20 protein-coding genes are annotated in these 20467 nt (G+C 67.6%); 8 read left to right on the top strand and 12 right to left on the bottom strand.

Features of this window, described 5'->3' with window-relative positions; all coding sequences use genetic code 11:
- Positions 1–197: 197 nt before the first annotated feature.
- Positions 198–662, bottom strand: coding sequence for a nuclear transport factor 2 family protein (locus ACIHFB_RS25435; protein ID WP_400127997.1), 465 nt, complete (start codon positions 660–662; stop codon positions 198–200).
- Positions 659–1513 (bottom strand): NmrA family NAD(P)-binding protein, encoded by an 855-nt coding sequence (locus ACIHFB_RS25430; RefSeq protein ID WP_400127996.1) that lies wholly within the window; start codon positions 1511–1513, stop codon positions 659–661. The genes ACIHFB_RS25435 and ACIHFB_RS25430 overlap by 4 nt, the downstream gene beginning before the upstream one ends.
- 112 nt (positions 1514–1625) lie before the next feature.
- On the opposite strand from ACIHFB_RS25430, the gene ACIHFB_RS25425 reads away from it, so the two are divergent.
- Positions 1626–2570 carry an AraC family transcriptional regulator gene (locus ACIHFB_RS25425; RefSeq protein WP_365281836.1) on the top strand — a complete coding sequence of 315 codons (945 nt, stop codon included), beginning with the start codon at positions 1626–1628 and terminating at the stop codon, positions 2568–2570.
- 318 nt (positions 2571–2888) lie between these two features.
- On the opposite strand, the gene ACIHFB_RS25420 is transcribed toward ACIHFB_RS25425, so the two are convergent.
- Genes ACIHFB_RS25420 through ACIHFB_RS25410 form a run of 3 tightly spaced genes read right to left on the bottom strand, consistent with a single transcriptional unit; the run spans position 2889 to position 5946 of the window.
- Positions 2889–3506: a hypothetical protein gene (locus tag ACIHFB_RS25420; RefSeq protein ID WP_400127995.1), complete on the bottom strand. Its 618-nt coding sequence runs from the start codon at positions 3504–3506 to the stop codon at positions 2889–2891.
- The gene (locus ACIHFB_RS25415) at positions 3503–4078 is read right to left on the bottom strand and encodes an RNA polymerase sigma factor (protein WP_400128271.1); all 576 of its coding nucleotides are present in this window, start codon (positions 4076–4078) and stop codon (positions 3503–3505) included. The genes ACIHFB_RS25420 and ACIHFB_RS25415 overlap by 4 nt, the downstream gene beginning before the upstream one ends.
- Positions 4079–4134: 56 nt before the next feature.
- A complete protein-coding gene (locus ACIHFB_RS25410) occupies positions 4135–5946 on the bottom strand; it encodes an AMP-dependent synthetase/ligase (protein ID WP_400127994.1) in 1812 nt (603 codons plus the stop codon).
- A gap of 351 nt (positions 5947–6297) precedes the next feature.
- Here ACIHFB_RS25410 and ACIHFB_RS25405 point away from each other — a divergent pair, with 351 nt between their 5' ends.
- A complete protein-coding gene (locus ACIHFB_RS25405) occupies positions 6298–6927 on the top strand; it encodes a TetR/AcrR family transcriptional regulator (protein WP_400127993.1) in 630 nt (209 codons plus the stop codon).
- 371 nt (positions 6928–7298) lie between these two features.
- Positions 7299–8375: a hydroxyneurosporene dehydrogenase gene (locus tag ACIHFB_RS25400; RefSeq protein ID WP_400127992.1), complete on the top strand. Its 1077-nt coding sequence runs from the start codon at positions 7299–7301 to the stop codon at positions 8373–8375.
- Positions 8376–8418: 43 nt separating this feature from the next.
- Here ACIHFB_RS25400 and ACIHFB_RS25395 read toward each other — a convergent pair whose 3' ends face one another.
- On the bottom strand, positions 8419–9051 hold the full coding sequence (locus tag ACIHFB_RS25395; RefSeq protein ID WP_400127991.1) for a TetR/AcrR family transcriptional regulator: 633 nt from the start codon (positions 9049–9051) through the stop codon (positions 8419–8421).
- Positions 9052–9335: 284 nt separating this feature from the next.
- Between ACIHFB_RS25395 and ACIHFB_RS25390 the strand changes: the two genes are divergently transcribed.
- Both ACIHFB_RS25390 and ACIHFB_RS25385 read left to right on the top strand, forming a co-directional pair.
- The gene (locus ACIHFB_RS25390; protein ID WP_400127990.1) at positions 9336–10208 is read left to right on the top strand and encodes an alpha/beta fold hydrolase; all 873 of its coding nucleotides are present in this window, start codon (positions 9336–9338) and stop codon (positions 10206–10208) included.
- The gene (locus ACIHFB_RS25385) at positions 10205–11224 is read left to right on the top strand and encodes a VOC family protein (protein WP_400127989.1); all 1020 of its coding nucleotides are present in this window, start codon (positions 10205–10207) and stop codon (positions 11222–11224) included. Before ACIHFB_RS25390 ends, ACIHFB_RS25385 begins: the two co-directional genes overlap by 4 nt.
- 149 nt (positions 11225–11373) lie before the next feature.
- On the opposite strand, the gene ACIHFB_RS25380 is transcribed toward ACIHFB_RS25385, so the two are convergent.
- Positions 11374–12906: a subtype B tannase gene (locus ACIHFB_RS25380; protein WP_400127988.1), complete on the bottom strand. Its 1533-nt coding sequence runs from the start codon at positions 12904–12906 to the stop codon at positions 11374–11376.
- A gap of 445 nt (positions 12907–13351) precedes the next feature.
- On the opposite strand from ACIHFB_RS25380, the gene ACIHFB_RS25375 reads away from it, so the two are divergent.
- Complete coding sequence (locus ACIHFB_RS25375) at positions 13352–14533, top strand: sensor histidine kinase (RefSeq protein ID WP_400127987.1); 1182 nt, start codon at positions 13352–13354, stop codon at positions 14531–14533.
- Positions 14534–14571: 38 nt separating this feature from the next.
- Here ACIHFB_RS25375 and ACIHFB_RS25370 read toward each other — a convergent pair whose 3' ends face one another.
- The 5 genes from ACIHFB_RS25370 to ACIHFB_RS25350 all read right to left on the bottom strand — a co-directional run bounded on the left by ACIHFB_RS25370 (position 14572) and on the right by ACIHFB_RS25350 (position 18693).
- Positions 14572–15258 carry a response regulator gene (locus tag ACIHFB_RS25370; protein WP_400127986.1) on the bottom strand — a complete coding sequence of 229 codons (687 nt, stop codon included), beginning with the start codon at positions 15256–15258 and terminating at the stop codon, positions 14572–14574.
- 74 nt (positions 15259–15332) lie between these two features.
- Positions 15333–16160: an ABC transporter ATP-binding protein gene (locus ACIHFB_RS25365; RefSeq protein ID WP_365281826.1), complete on the bottom strand. Its 828-nt coding sequence runs from the start codon at positions 16158–16160 to the stop codon at positions 15333–15335.
- Between the two features lie 24 nt (positions 16161–16184).
- Entirely contained in the window at positions 16185–16994 is an 810-nt protein-coding gene (locus ACIHFB_RS25360) for an ABC transporter permease (RefSeq protein ID WP_400127985.1), read from the bottom strand.
- On the bottom strand, positions 16958–17731 hold the full coding sequence (locus ACIHFB_RS25355) for an ABC transporter permease (RefSeq protein WP_400127984.1): 774 nt from the start codon (positions 17729–17731) through the stop codon (positions 16958–16960). The genes ACIHFB_RS25360 and ACIHFB_RS25355 overlap by 37 nt, the downstream gene beginning before the upstream one ends.
- Complete coding sequence (locus ACIHFB_RS25350) at positions 17728–18693, bottom strand: ABC transporter substrate-binding protein (RefSeq protein ID WP_400127982.1); 966 nt, start codon at positions 18691–18693, stop codon at positions 17728–17730. Before ACIHFB_RS25350 ends, ACIHFB_RS25355 begins: the two co-directional genes overlap by 4 nt.
- 402 nt (positions 18694–19095) lie before the next feature.
- Between ACIHFB_RS25350 and ACIHFB_RS25345 the strand changes: the two genes are divergently transcribed.
- Together ACIHFB_RS25345 and ACIHFB_RS25340 are read left to right on the top strand one after the other, a co-directional pair.
- A complete protein-coding gene (locus ACIHFB_RS25345; protein ID WP_400128269.1) occupies positions 19096–19671 on the top strand; it encodes an RNA polymerase sigma factor in 576 nt (191 codons plus the stop codon).
- Complete coding sequence (locus ACIHFB_RS25340; RefSeq protein WP_400127981.1) at positions 19668–20291, top strand: hypothetical protein; 624 nt, start codon at positions 19668–19670, stop codon at positions 20289–20291. The genes ACIHFB_RS25345 and ACIHFB_RS25340 overlap by 4 nt, the downstream gene beginning before the upstream one ends.
- Positions 20292–20467 lie beyond the last annotated feature (176 nt).

Genomic DNA, 20467 nt, shown 5'->3' with positions numbered 1-20467 from the left:
ACTGAGGGCGCCGAGAGCTCCACCAACTGGTCGTCGATGGCGACTCTTCGACATTCGTCCGACCCACTGCTTCGCAAGGGGCAAGCCGATCGCAGAATCTGATACGTCGTGCCCGGCGGCCGGCCGCTCAGCGTGCGGTGCGGTAGGCGAACCGCCCCGGGGAGGGTGGAGATCACTCCGCCGGGCCCGTTGGCTGGTCACTGTTCGGGCCAGCCGATCGCGTTGAAGACTGCGACGGGGTCCAAGTAGTCCCGCCAGTGCGTGACTTTGCGGTCCTTGATGGTGATCACGGAGACGAAGTGGTTGTCGTAGGCCCGCCCGGTGTGAACGGCCTGCCCGTGCACCGCGTACTCCAGCACGATCACCGATGCCGCGTGATCCCGGTGAACGGCCAGTTCGTCTGCGCTCCGCAGGACCATGGTGCTGCCGTAGCCGCGGTACAGCTCGGCCACGGCCCGGCGTCCCTCGATCCGTCGCGGGTATCCGGGAACAGAGATCACGTAGGCGAAGACGACGTCCTCGGCCAGGAGATCGAAGAAGTGCTGTCCGTCGACGAAGCCGGCCAGTCCTTCTTCGATGATCTGGAAGAAGGGGTCCAGCGCCGTGTAGTCGCTGTAGTTGAGGTCTTCGAGGTCGTCGAAGTCATTGATGGGCGCGGTCACTTGACTGCCCCGAGGTTCCACGCGGCCGCGTTTCGCCGGGCGAATTCCTGGAAGGTGGTCGGCGGTCTGCCCGTGACCTTCTCGATGTCGTCGTTCGGCCGGGACCCGTTGCCGGAGCTGATGGTCTCCGTCAGCCAGCGGAGCATCACGGCGTAGTCGCCGGGTACGAGGCCGGCGGCGACCGCGCCGCCGATCCAGGCGTCGGCGTCGATGTCGTTGTGGCTGACGGGTGTGCCGGTCACATCGGCGATGATGGCGGCGACCTCGCCGACCGTGAGCGACTGCGGGCCGGTCGGTGCGTACTGCGCGCCGGCATGGGCGTCAGGGTCGACCAGCGTCTCGACCGCGACCGCGGCGATGTCCGTGGCATCGACGAAGGCTTCCGCGCCGCCACGGGTCGGTACGGTGATGGCGCCTTCAATGACTGGAAGGTGTTCGTCACTGAAGTTCTGCATGACCCATGCGGGACGCAGGACGGAGTGGGTGAAGGCTCCCCGGCGCGCGAGGTCGAGCTCCACGGCGCGGATGTCGACCTTCGATGGCGCCTGTTCACTGCCGTGGGTGCTGAGATACGTGACGTGTCGCACCCCGGTCTCCGCGGCACGGTCGAGGAAGTCGGACACCAGGTCGGCGTACGTGATTCGCAGGACGGGCGTGACGAGGTAGACGCGGTCGACGCCGTCCAGGGCGCGGGCGTGGGTGGCCGGGGCGTCCCAGTCGAACAGCACGTCGGCGCCGTGGCGCGAGGCCGTACGTGCGTTCAGGCCCCGCTCGATGAGTTTCCGCGCGACCAGCGATCCGGTTCGTCCGGTACCGCCGAGCACGAGTGTCGTCTGCTGTGCATCGATCATGGATCCATGGTGAGACCGCTCAATGAGCGAATCAATGCGTGATCCTCTTGGTTCTTTGTTTCAAACGCTCACGCAATTGACTGTCGTGACCGCCCTGCTCAATGCTTGACGCATGGATCTGCTGTACGACCACCTCGCGCGGGCGCGCGCTTCGGGCGCCGTCTTCGCCCGCACGGTGGCGGCACCCCCCTGGGGGCTGCGGCTGGGGGGCTCCATCCAACTCGCGGTGCACGCCGTCGTACGGGGGCGCGGGTGGCTGTGGTTCGACGACGCCTCCCAGAGTCCGATGGAACTCGCGCCGGGCGACGTGACGCTCGTCCGCGGGGGCCCCGATCACTACATCGGCCACGAACCCGGCGCCGACTGCCTCGAACCGGAGGAGTTCCGGGCGCAGCACGGGCCCGACGGTCGCTCGGACGACCCACAGGCGACGGTGTTCCTGTGCGGTGCCTACCGATTTTCGGGGGACATCGGCAGCGGCCTGCTCGATGCCCTGCCCCAGGTGTTGCCACTCTCGGCAGCCATCGGCGATCCCCTCCGCGACGTGATCGGCCTGCTGTCCCGGGAGCTGGCGTCGCCCGAGCCGGGCTACCCCACTGTGCTGGACCGTCTCCTCGACATACTTCTGGTTCTTGCCATCCGTACCAGTTTCCGCCAGAGCACCACCGCACCACGCTGGTACCGGGCATCGGCGGATCCCAGGCTGAGTGCAGCCCTGCAAGCCATGCACGAGGATGCCGGGCACCCGTGGTCGGTCCCCGAACTCGCCGAGATCAGCGGACTGTCCCGGGCGGCCTTTGCGCGAACCTTCCGAGACGTGCTCGGCCAGACCCCGATGCAATACCTCACCGATTGGCGTATGACCCTGGCCCGCGACCACCTGCGCAACGGCGAGCTGAGCCTGGCGAAAATCGCCGACGTGATCGGCTACAGCTCGCCTTACGCGTTTGCCGCAGCCTTCCGGCGCCATCATGGACACCCGCCGGGAGCATGGCGGCAACGGGAGTTGACCTCCACCAGCAGTCCGGTAGCCGGCGACCGCGTCCACCTCCGCTGACACCCGCACACCTCAGCCCTGCCGGGCGGATCAGGCGTCACCACACATCCGCCCGTCACGACCATCAAACCGGCGAACCGGGCTGCAACGCCCGATCGGCCTCCGGGCCAGGGCGGCACTGCCCCCACCTACCCATGGGGCCGCTGGATCGGGGGCACCACCGACCAAACGACGACTCGGTCCTCGGCCGCCATGCCATCCGGTGCGAAGTCGCGGTGCGGTGACGGACAGCGGCCCGCCGCGTGCGGCATGAGGGCGGTCCCGAGTACCGCGACGAGATCGTCATGGTGCTCGGGACCGGCGGCCGAAGCCGTGACGCTACTTTCCGAATGCGTCGCTGAACTGCTTCCAGGTCTCGTCCGAGACCCAGTTCGCACCACACGAGGGAATGGACCCGTCGCTTTCGGCAGCCACGATGTAATGCTGGCCGACCGTGAAGGTCAGGTTCTCCGGGAAGTCCGGGTTGTTGCTCACCAGGATCGTGCTGGTGCCACCACCGCGCAGCCAATGGTCGACGTGGAAGGAGATCAAGGGCCCCTTTACAGAGGTGACCGTTCCATAGAAAAGCGTCGGGTAACCCGCCAGTTGGTCGGGAACAGGTGCCTGGCACTTGGCGTTGCCGTTCCCGGTGAGATTCAGCTCCTTGACGGCTTCGGTCGCGTGCCCGCTCCCGGAATTCGCCGTGATTCCCGCGGTGATACCACCGCCGAGGAGTAGCGCGGCAGCCGCCGCGAGTCCGAAGAGACGTCGGCGCCCCCGTCCGGTGGCGGTCTTCGCCGTGCGAGTTGTGGTGTCGAAGTCGGTGTTTTCCGACGGCGCTACGGAGTCGGTTTTCATGGCAGCCTCCACAAGACGATTGATGTCGGGCGGCGGAGCTTGTGAGGTCAGTGCGGGGTCCGCGTCCCTCAGCAGGGTCAGCAATTCGTTGTCCTTCACTGACCGCTCCTTCCTTCACTCATCTTGTGTCCGGCGCGTTCGGCGTTCTTTCGCCCCGACTGGAGCTGTTCGGCGATTTTCTTCTTCGCCCGGTGCAGCCGCAGACTCACCGCGTTGGACGTCATTCCGGTCGCCTCCGCGATCTGCCGCGGCGCCAGTTCCTCCCACGCCCACAGCCGTATCACCTCGCGATCCAGTTCCCCGAGTGCGTCGAGCGCGGCGTGCAGGTCGCCGTGGTCGGTGGCCACGGCCGGAGGCTCCTGCTGAACGCCGATCAGCCGCTCCACCAGGCGGAGCCTGCGTCGATCCGCCCGGCGGGCATTGGCCAGACAGCCCCGCGCGACCCCGTAACACCAAGGGAGCACCTCGTCGCGATCGGGCAGGGACCCGTTTCTGACCCCGGGTACCTGGTCGAGGCGACGCCACAGCACCAGCATCGTCTCGGACAGGACGTCCTCGACCATGTCAGGGGCCGATCGTCGCACCAGATACCGGTGCAGAGGCTCCGTCACCACCTGCGCCAGCCCTTCGAAGCGTGCCCGCCGCTGCCGACGGGTCTCCTCTTCCGTCATGGATTCCACGACCCATCCCTGTCCGACACCGGTCGGCTCCTTTCAGCACGGGCGTTTTATCCGGATCGGCCGGTGCCGTTGGCTGCGGTGTGCTCGGTGTACATCGCCTCGATCTGCGAGGCGTAATGCTCATGGATGGGCCCGCGGCGCGTCTTGCGGGTGTGGGTGACGAACTCGCTGCCGGGCTGCCAGTCCTCGGTCAGCACGATGTGTGCGCGGACCTGTTCGGGCCGGGACAGGACGGAGTTGGCCGTGGCCAACCCCGTCTCGATCGCCGCGCGGACCGCGGGATGCCGGCACAGTTCGGCAGGTCCGCCGTCCAGGCCGTGCCGTGCGGCGAAAGCGGTGACCGCATCGGGGTCGGGCACCAGCAGCGCGGTCACGAAGGGGCGTTCGTCGCCGATCACGACCACATGGGCGAGCAAGGGAGTGTGGGAGAGGACGGCTCCCTCGATGGCGGAGGGTGACAGGTTCTTGCCGCCCGTGCTGATCATGAGGTCCTTCTTGCGGTCCACCAGGGTGATCACACCGGCCGAGTCGATGGTCGCGATATCGCCGGTCCGCAGCCAGCCCTCGGCGTTCAGCGCGGCGGCGGTCTTCTCGGGGGCATCCCGGTAGCCGCGCATGACGATCTCGCCGCGGACCAGCAGCTCGCCGTCCGCGGCGATCGAAGCATCAACGCCCGGCAACGGGCGGCCCACCGAAGCGGCTGGGGCCTCACCGGGAGGCGAGTAGGTCGACATCCCCGATAGTTCGGACATGCCGAGGGTATTGCTCACCGGGATACCGAGGCCGCGCAGGCTCAGCAGCAGCCTCGGCGCGATCGGCGCGGCCCCCGAGACCGCCACACGCAGTCGGTCGAGGCCGAACCGCCGGCGCAATGGTGCCAGTGCCTCGGAGTCCAACGCCGCCCACTGTTCGGCGAGTTCGGCGGTGAGCTGTCCCCGCTCCACGGCCTCGGCGTAGCGCAGGGCGAGACCGGGGGCGTCGGACAGTGCCTGTCGGCGTGCCGGGTCGGCTTCGCTGTCCGCGGCCTGATCCAGTGCCGCGCGGAGGCCGTTGTGGAGACGTTGCCAGATCTGCGGCACCGCTCCGAAGACCTGTGGGTGGACGTCGGCGAGGGCGGCTGCGATGTCACGCGGGTTTTCGACGGTCGTCAGCTCGGTTCCCGCAGTCATCTGTGTGTAGTGCGAGGACCAGCGGTCGGCGATGTGCGCGGAGGGCAGGAAGGAGATCATCCGGTCGCAGGCGTTGATGCCGAGCCGTTCGTTCGCGCCCGCGCACTGGGCGAGTTCGGCGCGGTGGGTGATCTCGACGCCCTTGGGCTGCCCGGTCGTACCGGAGGTGTAGATCAGTGTGAGTACGTCGTCCGGCCGTACGGAGCGCCAGATCGCCTCGAAGTCGAAGCCCTCGACCGTACGGGCGGAGACGTCGTCAAGCGACAGGGTCCCGGGGAAGGCGCCGTCGACGGTGACGACCGTCGCGTCCACCTCGCGAGCGGGATGGTCGAGCACGGGCAGGAAGCGCTCCTCCGTGATCACCAGGCGGGCCCGCGAGTCCTTGAGCAGGTGGGCCACCTGATGGGGGGAGGAGGTGTTGTAGACCGAGAACGGGATTGCTCCGAGATGGAAGACGGCCGTGTCGGCGACGTGGAAATCCGCCCGGTTGCGCAGCATGAGCGCGATCGTGTCGCCGCGGCGCACACCGAGCGCCGTCAGCCCCTCGGCAAGTGCCCGGACCCGGTCGGCGTACTCGGACCAGAGCAGCGTCGTCGTGTCACCGACGGTACGCAGGGCGAGCCGGTCGGCCTGGCGCGCTGCCGTCCGCTGGAACGCTTCGCAGAATGTCCGGGGGGTGGTCGGCGTCACCGTGCAGCTCCTTTGCTGTCGGGGGAGTCGGGTTCACTCGAAGGAGGCTGCCGGAGCCCGCGGTGCCCGGCACGCACCGGGCGTGGGTGTGGCAACACTGTCGACCCGCTATTGGCGCCCAGTCAATAGTTGCCGGGCCATTTCGCCCCCGTTTCTTGACGGGTCGCCAATAAACGGCGAGAGTGTCCGGACCGGCACCCCACACACGCGGAGTCCTCGCCCCCATGACCGGCCCGAAACTGATCGCCCTCCACCCGACTCGATAGCCCCGCGGAGTCCGGAGGCGGCGCCCGGCGTACCACCACGGCTTGCGCCGACCTTCGCCGGCAGGAGCCGTGAAAGGATGAAACCGTGACAGCCCCCGTCCCCACCGAAGGCCGGGCACGGACCCGGATGGAGCCGGAAGCGCGCCGCGACCAGATCGTCGCCTGCGCACGCCGCGCCTTCGGCGAGAAGCCCTACGGCGCGGTGTCACTGGCGGACATCGCACGCGAGGCCGGCGTCACCCGAGGCCTGGTCAACCACTACTTCGGCGGCAAGCGAGAGCTCTACCTGACGGTGCTGCACGAGATGGTCGCCGTGCCCGACTCCGTGCTGGAGCGGCTACCCAAGGGCACCCTCCAGGAGCGGGTGAACGGCGTCATCGACCGCTTCCTCAGCGTCGTCGACCGCAACCGCGGCATGTGGCTGGTCACCGTGGACGCGCTGTCGCACGGCCATGACCCCGACATCGACTCCGTCATGCGGGAGGCGGAGGAGGCCACCGTCGACCAGACCCTGCGGGCACTCGGCATCGACCCCGGCACCGAGGCGGACGGACCGCTGCGCGGCATGTGCCGCGCATTCGGCGCGATGGCACGGTCCGCGACCCATGAGTGGCTCAACCGCGGCACCCTGAGTCGAGAGCAGACACTCGCCCTGTTGGAGCGGACCCTCCTGTTGATCATCGAGGAGTTCGGGCCGGAGAGCCGCGGGGAGTGACGGTACGCGGGCGGGAGCAACCCCGCTGATTTCGACGTACCCCCTGCCCGCAGGACTTCCCGACACGTGCAATGCGACGCTCTCCGGCACTCCCGCCGGCCGCTCGTACCTCCTGTTGTCGGGTCGCCAATAGCGTGTTACGTTCCCGAATACGGCCCCGGCTGCACCGTGAGCACCCCCGCTCACGCCTGCCGCGGCGACACTCGGGCCCGCGCGACAGGTCGCGGATGAACACGCGCCCATGCCCAGGAGCGCATCGAGGCTTCACATCGAGACCGCCTCGTAGCCGAGGGCGGCACAGGCCCACGGACCACTGCAGTCACCGATCCGTCGCGCGTCGCGCAATTGAACAAACTCGGAAAGGTCCTGATATGGGAACGTCACTGGCTCGCCTGGGATCGGCTCCCGCAGACTTCGACCTCATCGGGATCGAGCCCGCCGTCGTGCAGTCGTGGGAGGACGGCAGGCGCACCGACGGAAGCGCCGGGACCTACGAGTGGTGGTACTTCGACGCCCACCTCGACGACGGTGCGAAGTTGGTCGTGGCGTTCTTCACCAAGGACTTCGCCGACGTCGGCCGACCGCTCTCGCCCATGATCCGGATCGACCTGGACCTTCCCGACGGCAGGAGTCACGGCAAGGTCGCCGAGTGGAAGCCCGAGAAGTTCTCGGCGTCCCAGGAGGGGTGTGACGTCCGGATCGGCGACCACTTCTTCCGTGGCGATCTGCACGCGTACACGATCAGTGCCCGGATCGAGAATGTCGCCATCGAGGTCACTCTCACCGGCGACATCCCTTCCTGGCGGCCCGCGACGGGCCACTGGTACTTCGGCGCGGAGGGCGAGAAGGAGTTCAACTGGCTGCCCGCCGTTCCCCAGGGCCGGGTGATGGCGACCTACACGGTCGACGGTGCGGCCCGCTCCTCCGCCGGCGTCGGCTATCACGACCACAACTGGGGCAACGCCCCGATGAACTCACTCATCAACCACTGGTACTGGGGACGCGGCGGCGCGGGCCCCTATGCCGTGATCGCCTCGTACATCACCGCCGAGAAGGCGTACGGCAGCACGCCACTGCCTGTCTTCATGCTGGCCAAGGGCGGCCGGGTGATCGCCGACGACCCGGCCAAGGTCTCCTTCGAGACGCTCGGCGTCTATACGGACGTCACGACGGGCAAGCCGGTCGGGAACGTGGTCCGCTACACCTACGCTGACGGCGACGACACCTACACCGCCACCTTCACCCGCCACCGCGATCTGTCTTTGAACAAGCTGATCGACAGCCTCCAGGGGCCAAAGAGACTGGCGGCCAAGCTGGTTCGCTTCGACGGCGCCTACCTGCGCTTCGAGGGCGAGCTGCGCATCGAGCATCTCAGGGCGGGAAGTGTGGTCGAGAGCCACACGGATTCCGCGATCTGGGAGCTGATGTACATGGGCAGGACGCAGTAGCGGAAGGGCTGTTTCGTAGCGGAGGGCTCAGACGCCCTCACGCTCACCGGGCTTCGTCGGTCGCCATCAGGCGTGCCGCATCGTGCACCAGCCGGGCGTGCAGTTCGAACAATGCGACCAGTTCGACGGAGTTCCCGTCGATCTGTCGCTGCACGAACAAGCCGTCAACGCCTGCGACGGCATAGGTGGTCAGCGTTCGGATCGCGTCCTCGTTCAGCTCCGGGAAAAGGATCTGCGCATACTCGGCGATCCTGCGGCGGGCGGTCTCCCGGACCTGGAGGAAAACGGTCCTGCCCCGGGGCTCACTGGGCCGTCGCTCCAGGGCGAGCATGAGGCCCAGGCGCAGAAAGTCAGGGGCGTCGACCAGCGACTTCGCCACGCTCGTGGCCATGACGGTGATCCGCTCCAAAGGCGTCCCCGTTCCCTCACCCGGCAGCTCCACCGCGGTCAGCCAGGTGTCGAAGCTGCGCTCGATAACGGCGGCGATCAGGTCGTCCTTGTCCTTGAAGTGCCAGTAGATCGAGCTGGCAGGCAGCCCGCACTTGACGCTGACGGCCGCGATGGACGTGCCCTCGTACCCGCGCTCTCCCGCGATCTCCACGGCGGCGTCGAGGATGCGCTGCCGCGATTCGATGCCGTTCGCGCGCTTCTTGCGAGTGGCCTGGGACCCGGCCATGAGCACTTCCCTCCTGATCACGCCGAACCTTGACTGCATCCGGCACCACGGTTACCGTAACACTCATTCTAATTGTATCGATCGCTACGGTAATTCGAAGATCGTAGCCCTCGATCGCGATGCCGAGGATCTTCTCGCGTGCCCGAGCCGTCTCCGTGGACTGAGAACTGCCCCGGCGCCCACGCCGCCGCGCCCGTCGCCGCACAGCGCCACCGTCGCCGACGGGCCTCACCCCGACAACAGCCCTTCGCCGACCCGACCATCACCGCAAAGCGAGGAACGACATGACCACGCCGACCGACCTGCCGACGATGCAGGAGACGACGTATGACGTCGACGGAAAGAAGATCTTCGTTGCGGAGACGGGTGACGGCCCGCCGGTGGTGATGCTGCACGGCGGCGGCCCTGGCGCCTCGGGTGTCTCCAACTACGTCCGCAACATCGCCCGGCTGGCCGAGAGGTACCGGGTCATCGTGCCCGACATGCCCGGCTACGGCCGCAGCAGCAAGGGCGTCGACGGCGCCGACCCCTTCGGTTACCTCTCCGGCCTCATCCGCGGTCTGCTGGACGAACTCGGCCTGGAAAAGGTCCACTTGGTCGGCAACTCCTATGGCGGCGCCTGTGCCCTACGCCTGGCCCTGGACGCTCCCCACCGGGTCGACCGCATGCTGCTGATGGGCCCTGCCGGGGCCGGCACCACCCGCGCCGTGCCCACCCGTGGCATGAAGAGCCTGCTCAGCTACTACACCGGCGACGGACCGTCCCGGCTGAAGCTGGAGACGTTCATCCGCAACTACCTCGTCTTCAACGCCGCCAGTGTCCCGGACTCCGCCATCGAAGACCGTTACCAGGCCAGCATCGACCCCGAGGTCATCGCTTCTCCGCCCGCCAAGCTTCCCTCCGGGCCGGGCGCACTGCGCACCCTGTGGAAGTCGGACTTCACCCGCGACCCGCGACTGAGCCGACTGTCCGTGCCCACCCTCGTGCTGTGGGGTGCCGAGGACAAGGTCAACCGCCCCTCCGGTGCCCGCATGCTGGCCGACCGCATGCCCAACTGCGACCTGTACCTGGTGGCCAACACCGGGCACTGGGTGCAGTTCGAGCGAGCAGACCTGTTCAACCGCATCTGCTCCGACTTCCTGGCAGGCCACCGATGAACACGCATGAGGGGCACGACGCCCCGTCGGTCTTCGGAGCCGTCCACCTCGGCTACATCATCATCGAGACCAACCGATTCGCCGACTGGCGCCGGTTCGGCGCCGACGCCATCGGCATGCATCACGACGCGCTCTCCCGTGATTTGATGCGCTTCCGCCTCGACGACCAGGAGTGCCGCTTCCTTCTGCGGCGCGGCCCCGCCGAAGACGTCGTCGTCACCGGCTGGCACATCGACGATCACTTCTCCTTCGAACAGATCGAGGCCCGCATCCGCGCCCACGGCGTGCCCCTCGTCGTCGGAACCGACGAAGAAGCCGCCCTGCGCGGTGTCGAACGCCTGCTGCGCTTCCCCGGCCCCAAGGGCATCACCCAGGAGATCTACACCACCCCGGTGAAGTCCGCCGAGCCCCTGCGCATGCTCGCCTCCGGCTTCGTCACCGGAGATGCCGGCATGGGTCACATCGCCCTGAGCTCCACCAGGCCGACGCAGATCCGCGGCTACTTCAACACCGTTTTCGACGCCCGCCTGACCGACTACATCGACGAGACCATGAGCGGCGTCAAAGTCAAGATCCGCTTCCTTCGCGTCAACGAACGCCACCACACCATCGCGGTGGCAAACCCCCGCATGGTGCCGATCGACCCGATCCGCACCCGCGTGCAGCACCTCAACATCCAGGCCGACACCCTCGACGACGTCGCTCAGAGCTACCAGCGCGTCCGCGAACTCGGCTTCGGCTCGCTGTCCGTCGGTCAGCACAGCAACGACCGTGAACTCTCCTACTACGCTCGCACCCCCTCCGGCTTCGACTGGGAAGTCGGCTGGAACCCCGTCGTCGTGGACGAGGCGACGTGGGAACCCAGCACTCATCAGGGCATCAGCGTCTGGGGACACCTCCCGGTCGGTCACGCCATCCTCGACAAGCTCGCCCAGTTCCGGGCAAGCGCCCGCTCCCTGGCCCATCCGGAGAACACCGTCCCCGCCCTCAGCGGTACCGGCATCGCCGACGACTGACGGACCCCCGCCAGATACGCGTCCTTCTCGACGGTCCGCGCCTTCCAACGCTGACCAGCAGTGCAGGCGGGGCACCGTTCTGGTGCCCCGCTCAGGTGTTCACGCCACGGCGAACTGTCGCGGAGGTCCGGCCAGGTTTCGCCGTGGGGCTATCCGATGGTGTAGCCGGTGATCTCGCCCATCCACTTGATCAGGTCGCCCGGGTCCTCGTTGGCGCCGTGGCCGCCGTCCCAGTACATCTTCAGGTTGACGTCGTCGCCGAGGTTCTGCGTCTTGAGGGCGAGGTTGGTGATCGCGGTCAGGGAGTGCGTCGTGTCACTGGTGCCGATCCGCAGCCACCAGTGCCTCGCCCGGCGCGGGTTGCGCTCCTCCAGGTAGGTCATCGGGTTGGTCAGCCGCACCTTGTGGGGGATGTCGCGGTCGACCGTGGCGGTCTTGTCACCGGTCGCGTACCGCAGGCCGAAGGTGGTGAAGTGCCGCGAGACATGGGTCTCGTCACCGAAGTAGCCCGGCTCCGGCTGCGCCAAGGCCTTGTCGTCGAAGGCGGGCACCGGACGGGACCGCGCGATGTGCGCGATGTAGCCGTCCCAGGAAAAGGTCGCCTTGCCGCCCGACCACGTGATGAACGGGTTGGCGGCCAGATAGGCCGTCCGGTCGGCCTCGGAGAGCGCCCGCAGATGGCTGGTCGCGGCCGGCTGTACGTAGTTCTCCAGCAGGTACCGGTCGTAGTTGGCGGCGGTCACCCGGCCGAACCGGCCCACGCCACGGAGGCCGAGCGAGGCCTGGTACTCCGCGAACTGTGCGGTCAGTTGCTTCGAGGCCGTCTGGTCGACCAGCTCGCCGTCCAGCTTGGCCGAGCCGTACATCCACTCGTAGGCCTTGTCGGCGTTGCCGAGGTCGATGATGGGGCAGAAGACGGCGGAGGCGAACACCGCGTCGCTCGCCGCGGCCGCGCCGAGTTCTCGGAGGTAGGGGTCGAACAGCGTGCTGCCCACCGAGGCGCCCATCATCGAGGAGAAGTTGCCGCCGGCGCTGCCGCCGTTGGTGATGATCTTGTTGGGATTGCCGGGCAGCACGCCCTTGTTCTTGTGGATGTACCGCAAGGCCGCCTTCAGGTCGACGAGGGCGGCGGGAGCCTTGCCGTAGTACTTGCCGTCCTTGACGTTGTCCCGTCCGCGCGCGCCCGAGGTGACCACGACGTAGCCGGCCGCCAGGGCCAGGGCCGAGTTGTCGCCCTGGTCGCCCGCCCCGGGCGGCAGCGGGGGCCTGGTCGTGGGCGACGCGGTCGGGGTGGCGCTGGGGTCGGCCGAGGAACTGTCGCTCGGGGACGGGCTCCCGCCGGGGTTGGTGCGGCCGGCGGGTGTGCCGGAGAGGAAACCGCCGAGCGGGATGGAGAAGAAGATCGGGGCATGGGAGGCGTCGACGGCCCGCCCGTCGATCTCGACCGGCTGCTGGACGTTGAGGCACTGGTAGGTCGGGTCCACGGGATTGGCGACGTAGACGATGTTCTCCCAGAGTCGGTACGTGACGCTCTTCTCGGCACCGTCGGCCGTTGTGATCGTCTTGGTCTCCGTGGTGTAGGAGTCCTTGGGGAACGTCAGCGTGCCTCCGGCCGAAGCCGCTGCGCCTTGCGATCCGCCGTAGTACAGGGCGGCGGTCGCTCCTGCGGCGGTGGCTGCCATGCCGGAAAGGAATATTCGGCGCTTCACATCAACATCCTTGTCGGGGTGCGGGTTTGTGTGACCTTATTGACGACGAGTGGAACTCCTTGACAGGGGCGAGCGACTGATGCTGTGCTTTTCCTGAGAAAGAGCGTCGCGCCGGGTCGGTCGATATCGGGCAATCACTTCGCATATTTCTCGGCACGGTCGGTGGGACCGACGAGGATGCAACGGCCTCGTCGCGTGGGGGAAGTGATGGATTCAAACTGCCTTCTGAAAAATGGTTCCGCATCCCCTGAATACCGTCTCTCGCGCGTACGGCGCCCGCCGTATCGTGCCTTGCGGTGTACGTGGATCGGCGTACGGCACGACGGGTGGGGTGTACAGGCCAGTTGAGGCGCGTACCGTGAACGGCGCGGGCTGTGTGCGCGACCTGTCGCGAGGAAAGACCCACCGGAGTCCGGGGATGGTGAGTGTGCTGGACGGAATACGTGGCCGGGCGCTCGGCAATCCGCTTCTCGTCGACGGTTTGATCGCCCTTGTCTGGGCCGCCCTCATTTTCCCGGGATTCTTTAGGGAGGGCGTCTCGGTGTGGCCCGCCACTCTGTTCACGCTGTTGTCGGCGGCGCCGCTGACGGTGAGACGGAGTGCGCCGGCGGCCGCGCTCGCGGGAACGACCGTCGGCTACCTCGTCGCCCTGCTGTGGATGAGGGAGCCGGGCCCGGGAATCGTGTGCTGTCTGGTGGCCCTGTATTCCGAGGCCGTGTCCGCCCCGCGCACTCGCGCCCTGATGACCGGCTCGATCGCCGGAACCATGATCATGCTCTTCACGGCGATCGTGACGGGGGTGCGCATCTTCGATCCGGCCAACCTCATGCTGATCGCGTGGCTCGGTGCGGCCGTCGCCATCGGCGACGCCACCAGGAACCGCCGCGCCTACATCCAGGCCATCAAGGATCGCGCCCTGCGCGCCGAGCGGACCCGGGAGATGGAGGCGTCACGGCGGGTGGTCGAGGAGCGCCTGCGGCTCGCCCGCGACCTGCACGACATCGTCGCGCACAGCATCACGGTGATCAACTTCCAGGCCGGAGCGGCTGCCCATCTGCTGCGCCGAGAGCCCGAGGCGGCCGAGGCGGCCATCGAGCACGTCATCACGGCGAGCGGCAGCACGCTCGCGGAACTCGGCACCATGCTGACCGTCCTGCGTCAGCCCGACGGTGAGACACCGCCGCCGGATCCCATGCCCTCCCTGGACCGTCTCGACGATCTCCTCGACGGGTTCCGAGCCGCCGGCCTGGCGGTCGACATGGAGCGCGGCGACAGGACCTTCGGTCTGAGTCCGGCCGTCAGCATGGCCGGCTACCGCATCATCCAGGAGTCGCTGACGAACGCGCTCAAGTGCGCCACGCCCCGGACCGCGACGGTCCGTATGTCCTTCGCAGCGCACCGGCTCCGGGTCTCGGTGGTCAACCCGGTGACCCGCACCGAGGATCAGCGGCATTTCTCCTGGGGCACAGGTCGTGGCCTGTTGGGTCTGCGTGAGCGGGCTGCATCCGTCGGTGGTCGCCTCGACATCGTGGAGGGCCGAGAGGAGTTCAGCGTGGACGCATTCCTTCCCGCGCTTCCCGCGCTTCCCGCGAAGCCCTGAACGCCGGTTCTGGCTTGCGCTCCTCGACCCGGTTCCGGCTAGCGCCCAGCAGCTGCCGGGCGGACGAGCCCTGTTCGGTAGGCGACCACCACGAGCTGTGCCCGGTCCCGGGCTCCGAGTTTGGCCATGGCCCGGTGCACATGGGTGCGGACGGTCTGACGGGAGATGACCAGGTACTCGGCGATCGCCTGATTGGACAGTCCCTCGGCCACCAGCGCCACGATCTCCCGCTCCCGGTCGGTGAGTTCGGTCAGTTCGCCGGAGAGGACTGTCGGTGGTGCGTCGGGCAGGGAGAGGTACCTCGTGATCAAGGTCTGGGTGGCCTTGGGTGACAGTAGCGCCTCGCCGCGCGCCGCGATCCGGATGGCCTCCGGCAGCTCCGCGGGACGCATCCCCTTCCCCAGAAAGCCGCACGCCCCGGCCCGCAGAGCCTGTAGGACGTACTCGTCCACCTCGTAGGTGGTGAGGATCACGATGCGGACGCCGTCCAGATCCGGGTCCGAGGCGATCTCCCGCGTGGCCGCGAGACCGTCCAGCTCCGGCATACGGATGTCCATCAGCACGATGTCCGGTGTGGTGCGGCGGACGATCTCGATGGCCTCGCGGCCGGTCTCCGCCTCTCCCACCACCTCCAGATCGTCGGCCGAGTCGATAAGAATGCGGAATCCACCCCGCAGCAGAGCTTGATCGTCGGCGATGACGACCCGGATCGCGGTGTCCTTCATGCCGCCACCCTACGGCAAAACGGAGATTGCTTCTCCGGTACGGTGACCGCGATCCGGAGGGCCGTCGGCCCGGCTCAGCCGACCGGACGCCCGTCGGGGTCCGGCGCGGACGACATCGTGGACGCGTCCGCCCGAGTGGCTCGCTTCGCCGCCTGGATCTGCTCGTAGACGTGCGTGCGCAGTTCGGTGAAGCGAGGAGAGACCCGGGTGTGCAACTGGTCCCGTTCATCGGGCAGATCGATGTGCAGCTCGTCCTGCACGACCGTCGGCGAGGCGGAGAGAACGATGACCCGCTCGCCGAGGTAGACCGCCTCGTCGATGTCGTGGGTGACGAACAGGACGGTGATCCCGCGCTCCTGCCACAGGACCCGTACCAGGTCCTCGAGGTCGGCGCGGGTCTGGGCGTCGACAGCAGCGAACGGCTCGTCCATCAGAAGGACTTGGGGCTCGTAGGCCAGCGCACGGGCGATCGCCACGCGCTGCTGCATCCCCCCGGACAACTGCCAGGGATAGGCATCGGCGGCGTCCGGTAGTCCCACCGACCGCAGGGCGTCGGTGACGAGCTCCCGGCGTTTCGCTTTCGGTGTCCCCTTCTCCTTCAGGGGGAGTTCGACGTTGTCAGCGACCCTCATCCAAGGGAAGAGGCTGCGCCCGTACTCCTGGAAGACGATCGCCATTCCGGGCGGCGGGCCGGTCACCGGCACGCCGTCGAGGAGCACCTGTCCCGAAGTCGGACTGAGCAGGCCGCCCATGCACTTCAGCAGGGTCGTCTTGCCGCAGCCCGACGGTCCCACCAGACAGACGAGTTCACCGGCCTTCACTGTGAAGGTGAGGTCGCGGACCGCCTCCACCTGCCGGCCGGACCCCTGGTAGGTCTTCCGCAGGCCACGTATGTCGAGCATGGTTCGCCCTTTCGCGATGCTCATTCACGACCGCCGGGTGGACGCGCGCAGGCCGTGATACCAGCCGAGCACCCGGCGCTCAGCGAAATGGAAGGCAACGGAGAGCAGAAAGCCGAGCAGTCCCAGGAGCAGGATTCCGGTCCACATGTCGGGGATGGCGAAACTGCGCTGGAACTGCACCACGGTGAAGCCGATGCCGTTGTTCGCCGCGAACATCTCGCTGATGACCATGAGGATGATGCCGATGGAGAGGGCCTGGCGCAGGCTGGCGACAATCTGCGGACTCGCCGAGGGCAGCACCAGGTGGCGCAGCCGCCCGACACCGCGGATGTGATACGAACGCGCCGTCTCCAGCATCACCGAGTCCACCGCGCGCACGCCCTCCACCGTGTTGAGCAGCACCGGCCAGACGCAGCCACTGGAGATCACCACGATCTTCATCGTGTCGCCGATGCCCGCGAACAGCATGATCACCGGCACCAGCACAGGCGGTGGCACGGCCCGCAGGAACTCCAGCACCGGTTCGCAGAAGGCCCGCACTCCGCGATGGGAACCGATGAGGGTGCCCAGGCCGACGCCCGCGAGGCCCGCCAGTGCGTAGCCGCCGGCCAGGCGCAGCACGCTGGGCAGCACGTCCGTGCCCAGGCGTTCGCCGGTCCACACCGAGGGGAAGGTGCGGAGGATCGTGCGCAGCGGCGGCCAGAACGGGTCGGTGCTCCCGTCCGACGCGGCCCACCACAGCCCCAGCAGCACTGCGGGCAGACCCACCGCGAACAGCACCTGCCGTGTCAGGGCCCTCACAGCGCGGCCTCCCCGCGTATGGACTGATGCCATGCCAGGGCCCGTCGCTCCACCGCGCGGGCCCCCAGGTTGATCAGGAGACCCAGGACCCCGGTCACCGTGATCAGCGCGTACATGTGCGGTACGGCCTGCGACGCCTGGGCGACCGCGATCAGTGAGCCGAGTCCCGGTGCGCCGATGACCAGTTCGGCCGTGATGGCGAGCACCAGGGCCACTGCCGCCGCGAGCCGGATGCCGGTCATGACGTAGGGCAGGGCGGTCGGCCACATCACGTGCCGGATGCGCGCCCAGGTCCCAAGGCCGTACGACCGTGCTGTCTCGTCGGCGACGGGGTCGACGTCCTGGACGCCGTACAGGACCTGGATGAGCACCTGCCAGAACGACGCGTACACCACCAGCAGCAGCACCGAGCGCAGTTCGGTGCCGTACAGCAGCACCGCCAGTGGGATCAGCGCCACGGACGGGATGGGACGGAGGAACTCGATGGTCGACGAGGTCACTTGGCGCAGGAACGGTACGACCGTGATGAGCAGGCCGCAGAGGATGCCCGCGCCCGACGCGATCCCCAGGCCGATCACCCAGCCTGTCAGGGTGTCGCCGAGCGCCGACCAGAAGGCGTCGTCGCCGAGTTCGTCGCCCAGCGCGCCGGCGATCCTGCTCGGCGGTGGGAAGTAGTCCGCGCTGACCAGACCCAGTCGCGGCACGGCCTCGCCGAGGGCGAGGAAGGTCGCGAGTCCCGCCGCGCCGAGTGCGATGTTCGGATTCCTCACGGCAGCAGCTCATCCAGGTCCGGGGCGGTCCTGAACAGGCCGTCCTGCTCGCCGAGTTTCTCCAGGGTCTCCACCGAGGACCGGCTGATGTCCTGCGGCCACTTCGGCAGCGTCACCTTCGACAGGACGGAGGCCGGGATCTCCGTGTAGGTGGCGACGATGTCGCGGACCTCGTCAGGGTGGCTGTTCGCGTAGGTCAGCGCCTCGGTGGTGGCCTGCTGGAACTTGCTCACCACGTCGGGGTTCTCCGTGGCGTACGTCCGAGAGGTGAAGTACATGGCGACCGTCAGATCCTTGGCCACGTCCACATACGGTGACGCGATCTCCACGCCCCCCTGGTTCAGGATGGTGGTCAGCGCGGGCTCGACCGCCATCGCGGCGTCCACCTGGCCCTTCTCCAGAGCGGCGGGCATCTGGTCGAAGGCCAGCTCCACGAACTTCACCTTCGCCGGGTCGCCTCCGGCCTTGCGCACTGACTCGCGGACCGAGGTGTCGAGGATGTTCTTCAACGTGTTGACGGCGACCGTCTTCCCCTCAAGGTCCTTCGCGGACTTGAGGGAACTCCCCTTCTTGACGACAAGCGCGCCGTAGTCCTTGCCGTCCACTCCGGTGGTCGCCACACCGCTGGAGACCGCCTTCACCTGTATGCCGTTGCTCTGCGCGACCATCAGCGAGGTCGTGTTGCTGAAACCGAACTGGAACTGGCCGCTGACCACACCCGGCACGATGGCCGAGCCGCCCTGCGCCGTCGTCATCGAGACGTCGAGACCGTACTTCTCGTAGATCCCCTGTTTCTGGCCGAGATAGATGGGGGCCACGTCGACGATCGGAATGACCCCGACCTTGACTTTGGTAGTGCCGCCACTTTCCGACGCGGAGTCGCCGGAATTCCCGGACGATCCACAGGCGGTGGCCGCGAGCAGCAGTGAGGCGGCGGCGATGCCGACGAATAGGCGTTGCATGGTCTGTCCTCCCGCGGACCGCACCGAAATGTTCCGGCCGGTTCGCGCGCAATGGGATGTGGCAGGGCGAAAGACGAGGGTTCATGAATTGGCGTCGAGTCCGACGTGCCAAAGGTGTCGCCCGCGGCGCACCCGCACATCCCCCGGGCACCGTCACTGGGCTGTACGGCAGCCGCCGTACTACGGGCGAGGGATACGTTCACAGTCGTACCGGGCCAAGGCCCCGGAAGGTTACTGGTCGGCGCCCGTTTCCGCGGGCATGCGCCGAGTGCCGGCGAGGTTGCCCAGGGACGACTTCAGTGATCAGGCATCGACACGCTTCAAACCGCGGCCGAACACCCCTGGCTTGACAGGCGTTGAAAGATGTTGGCCGGTGTCGGACAGGGATGGGTCGTGGAATCCATGACGGAACAGGAGACCCGTCGGCAGCGGCGGGCACGCTTCGAAGGACTGGCGCAGGTGGTGACGGAGCCTCTGCACCGGTATCTGGTGCGACGATCGGCCCTTGACATGGTCGAGGACGTCCTGTCCGAGACGTTGCTGGTGCTGTGGCGTCGCATCGACCAGGTACCCGGGGTCAGAAACGGGTCCCTGCCCGATCGCGATGAGGTGCTCCCTTGGTGTTACGGGGTCGCGCGGGGCTGTCTGGCCAATGCCCGCCGGGCGGATCGACGCAGGCTCCGCCTGGTGGAGCGGCTGATCGGCGTTCAGCAGGAGCCTCCGGCCGTGGCCACCGACCACGGCGACCTGCACGCCGCGCTCGACGCACTCGGGGAACTGGATCGCGAGGTGATACGGCTGTGGGCGTGGGAGGAACTGGCGCCGCGGCAGATCGCGGAGGCGACCGGAATGACGTCCAATGCGGTGAGTCTGCGGCTGCACCGGGCGAAGAAGAAAATCGCCGAACAGCTCCAGTCGGGGCGAAAGAACGCCGAGCGCGCCGGACACAAGATGAGTGAAGGAAGGAGCGGTCAGTGAAGGACGACGAGTTGCTGGCTCTGCTGAGGGACGCGGACCCCGCACTGACCTCACGAGCTCCGCTGCCTGACATCAACCTTCTTGTGGAGGCTGCCTTGCGCGCCGACACCGTATCCCTGTCCGACAACACCGTCACCGACACCACAACTCGCACAGCGAAGGCCGCCGCAGGAAGGGGACGCCGACGTCTCTTCGGGCTTGCGGCCGCCGCCGCTCTGCTTGTCGGAGGGGGTATCACCGCAGGAATCACAGTGAATTCAGGAAACGGCCACTCGACCACAGCCGACGCCCCGCTGTCTCTCACCCTCGCCGGCGACGGCATCCGCAAGTGCGCCGCGCCTGTTCCCGACCAATTTGCCGGATACCCGACGCTCTTCTACGGCACAGCCACCTCTGTGAAGGGACCCCTGGTCACCTTCCACGTCGATCACTGGCTGCGTGGTGGTGGTACGGACACAGTCCTGGTGAACAGCGACCCCGCCCTCCCGGAAAGCCTGACCTTCACAGTGGGTCAGCATTACATCGTGGCTGCCGACAAGAACGACACCATTCCCGCATGCGGCGCGAACGGTGCCTCGAAGGAGACCTGGCAGGACTTCCGCCTGGCATTCGGAAAGTAGCTCCACGGCTCCAGGTCTCCTCTGCGGAGGAGGAACGAGGGCGTTCCTGAGCACCGCGACGAGACGGTCGTGGTGGGGAACCTTTCACCTGGCGTGGAACGTGACCTGCCGGCGCTCGGCGATAGCGCTCGACGTCAATGTCCATGCCGGTCAACACCACCGCCCGGACCTCTTGA

It is taken from the genome of Streptomyces sp. NPDC051963, assembly GCF_044593495.1.
In the GTDB taxonomy this organism is placed as follows: Bacteria; Actinomycetota; Actinomycetes; order Streptomycetales; family Streptomycetaceae; genus Streptomyces.
The sequence above is the reverse complement of the archived record's forward strand: the minus strand, read 5'-3'. Positions and strand labels throughout refer to the sequence as shown.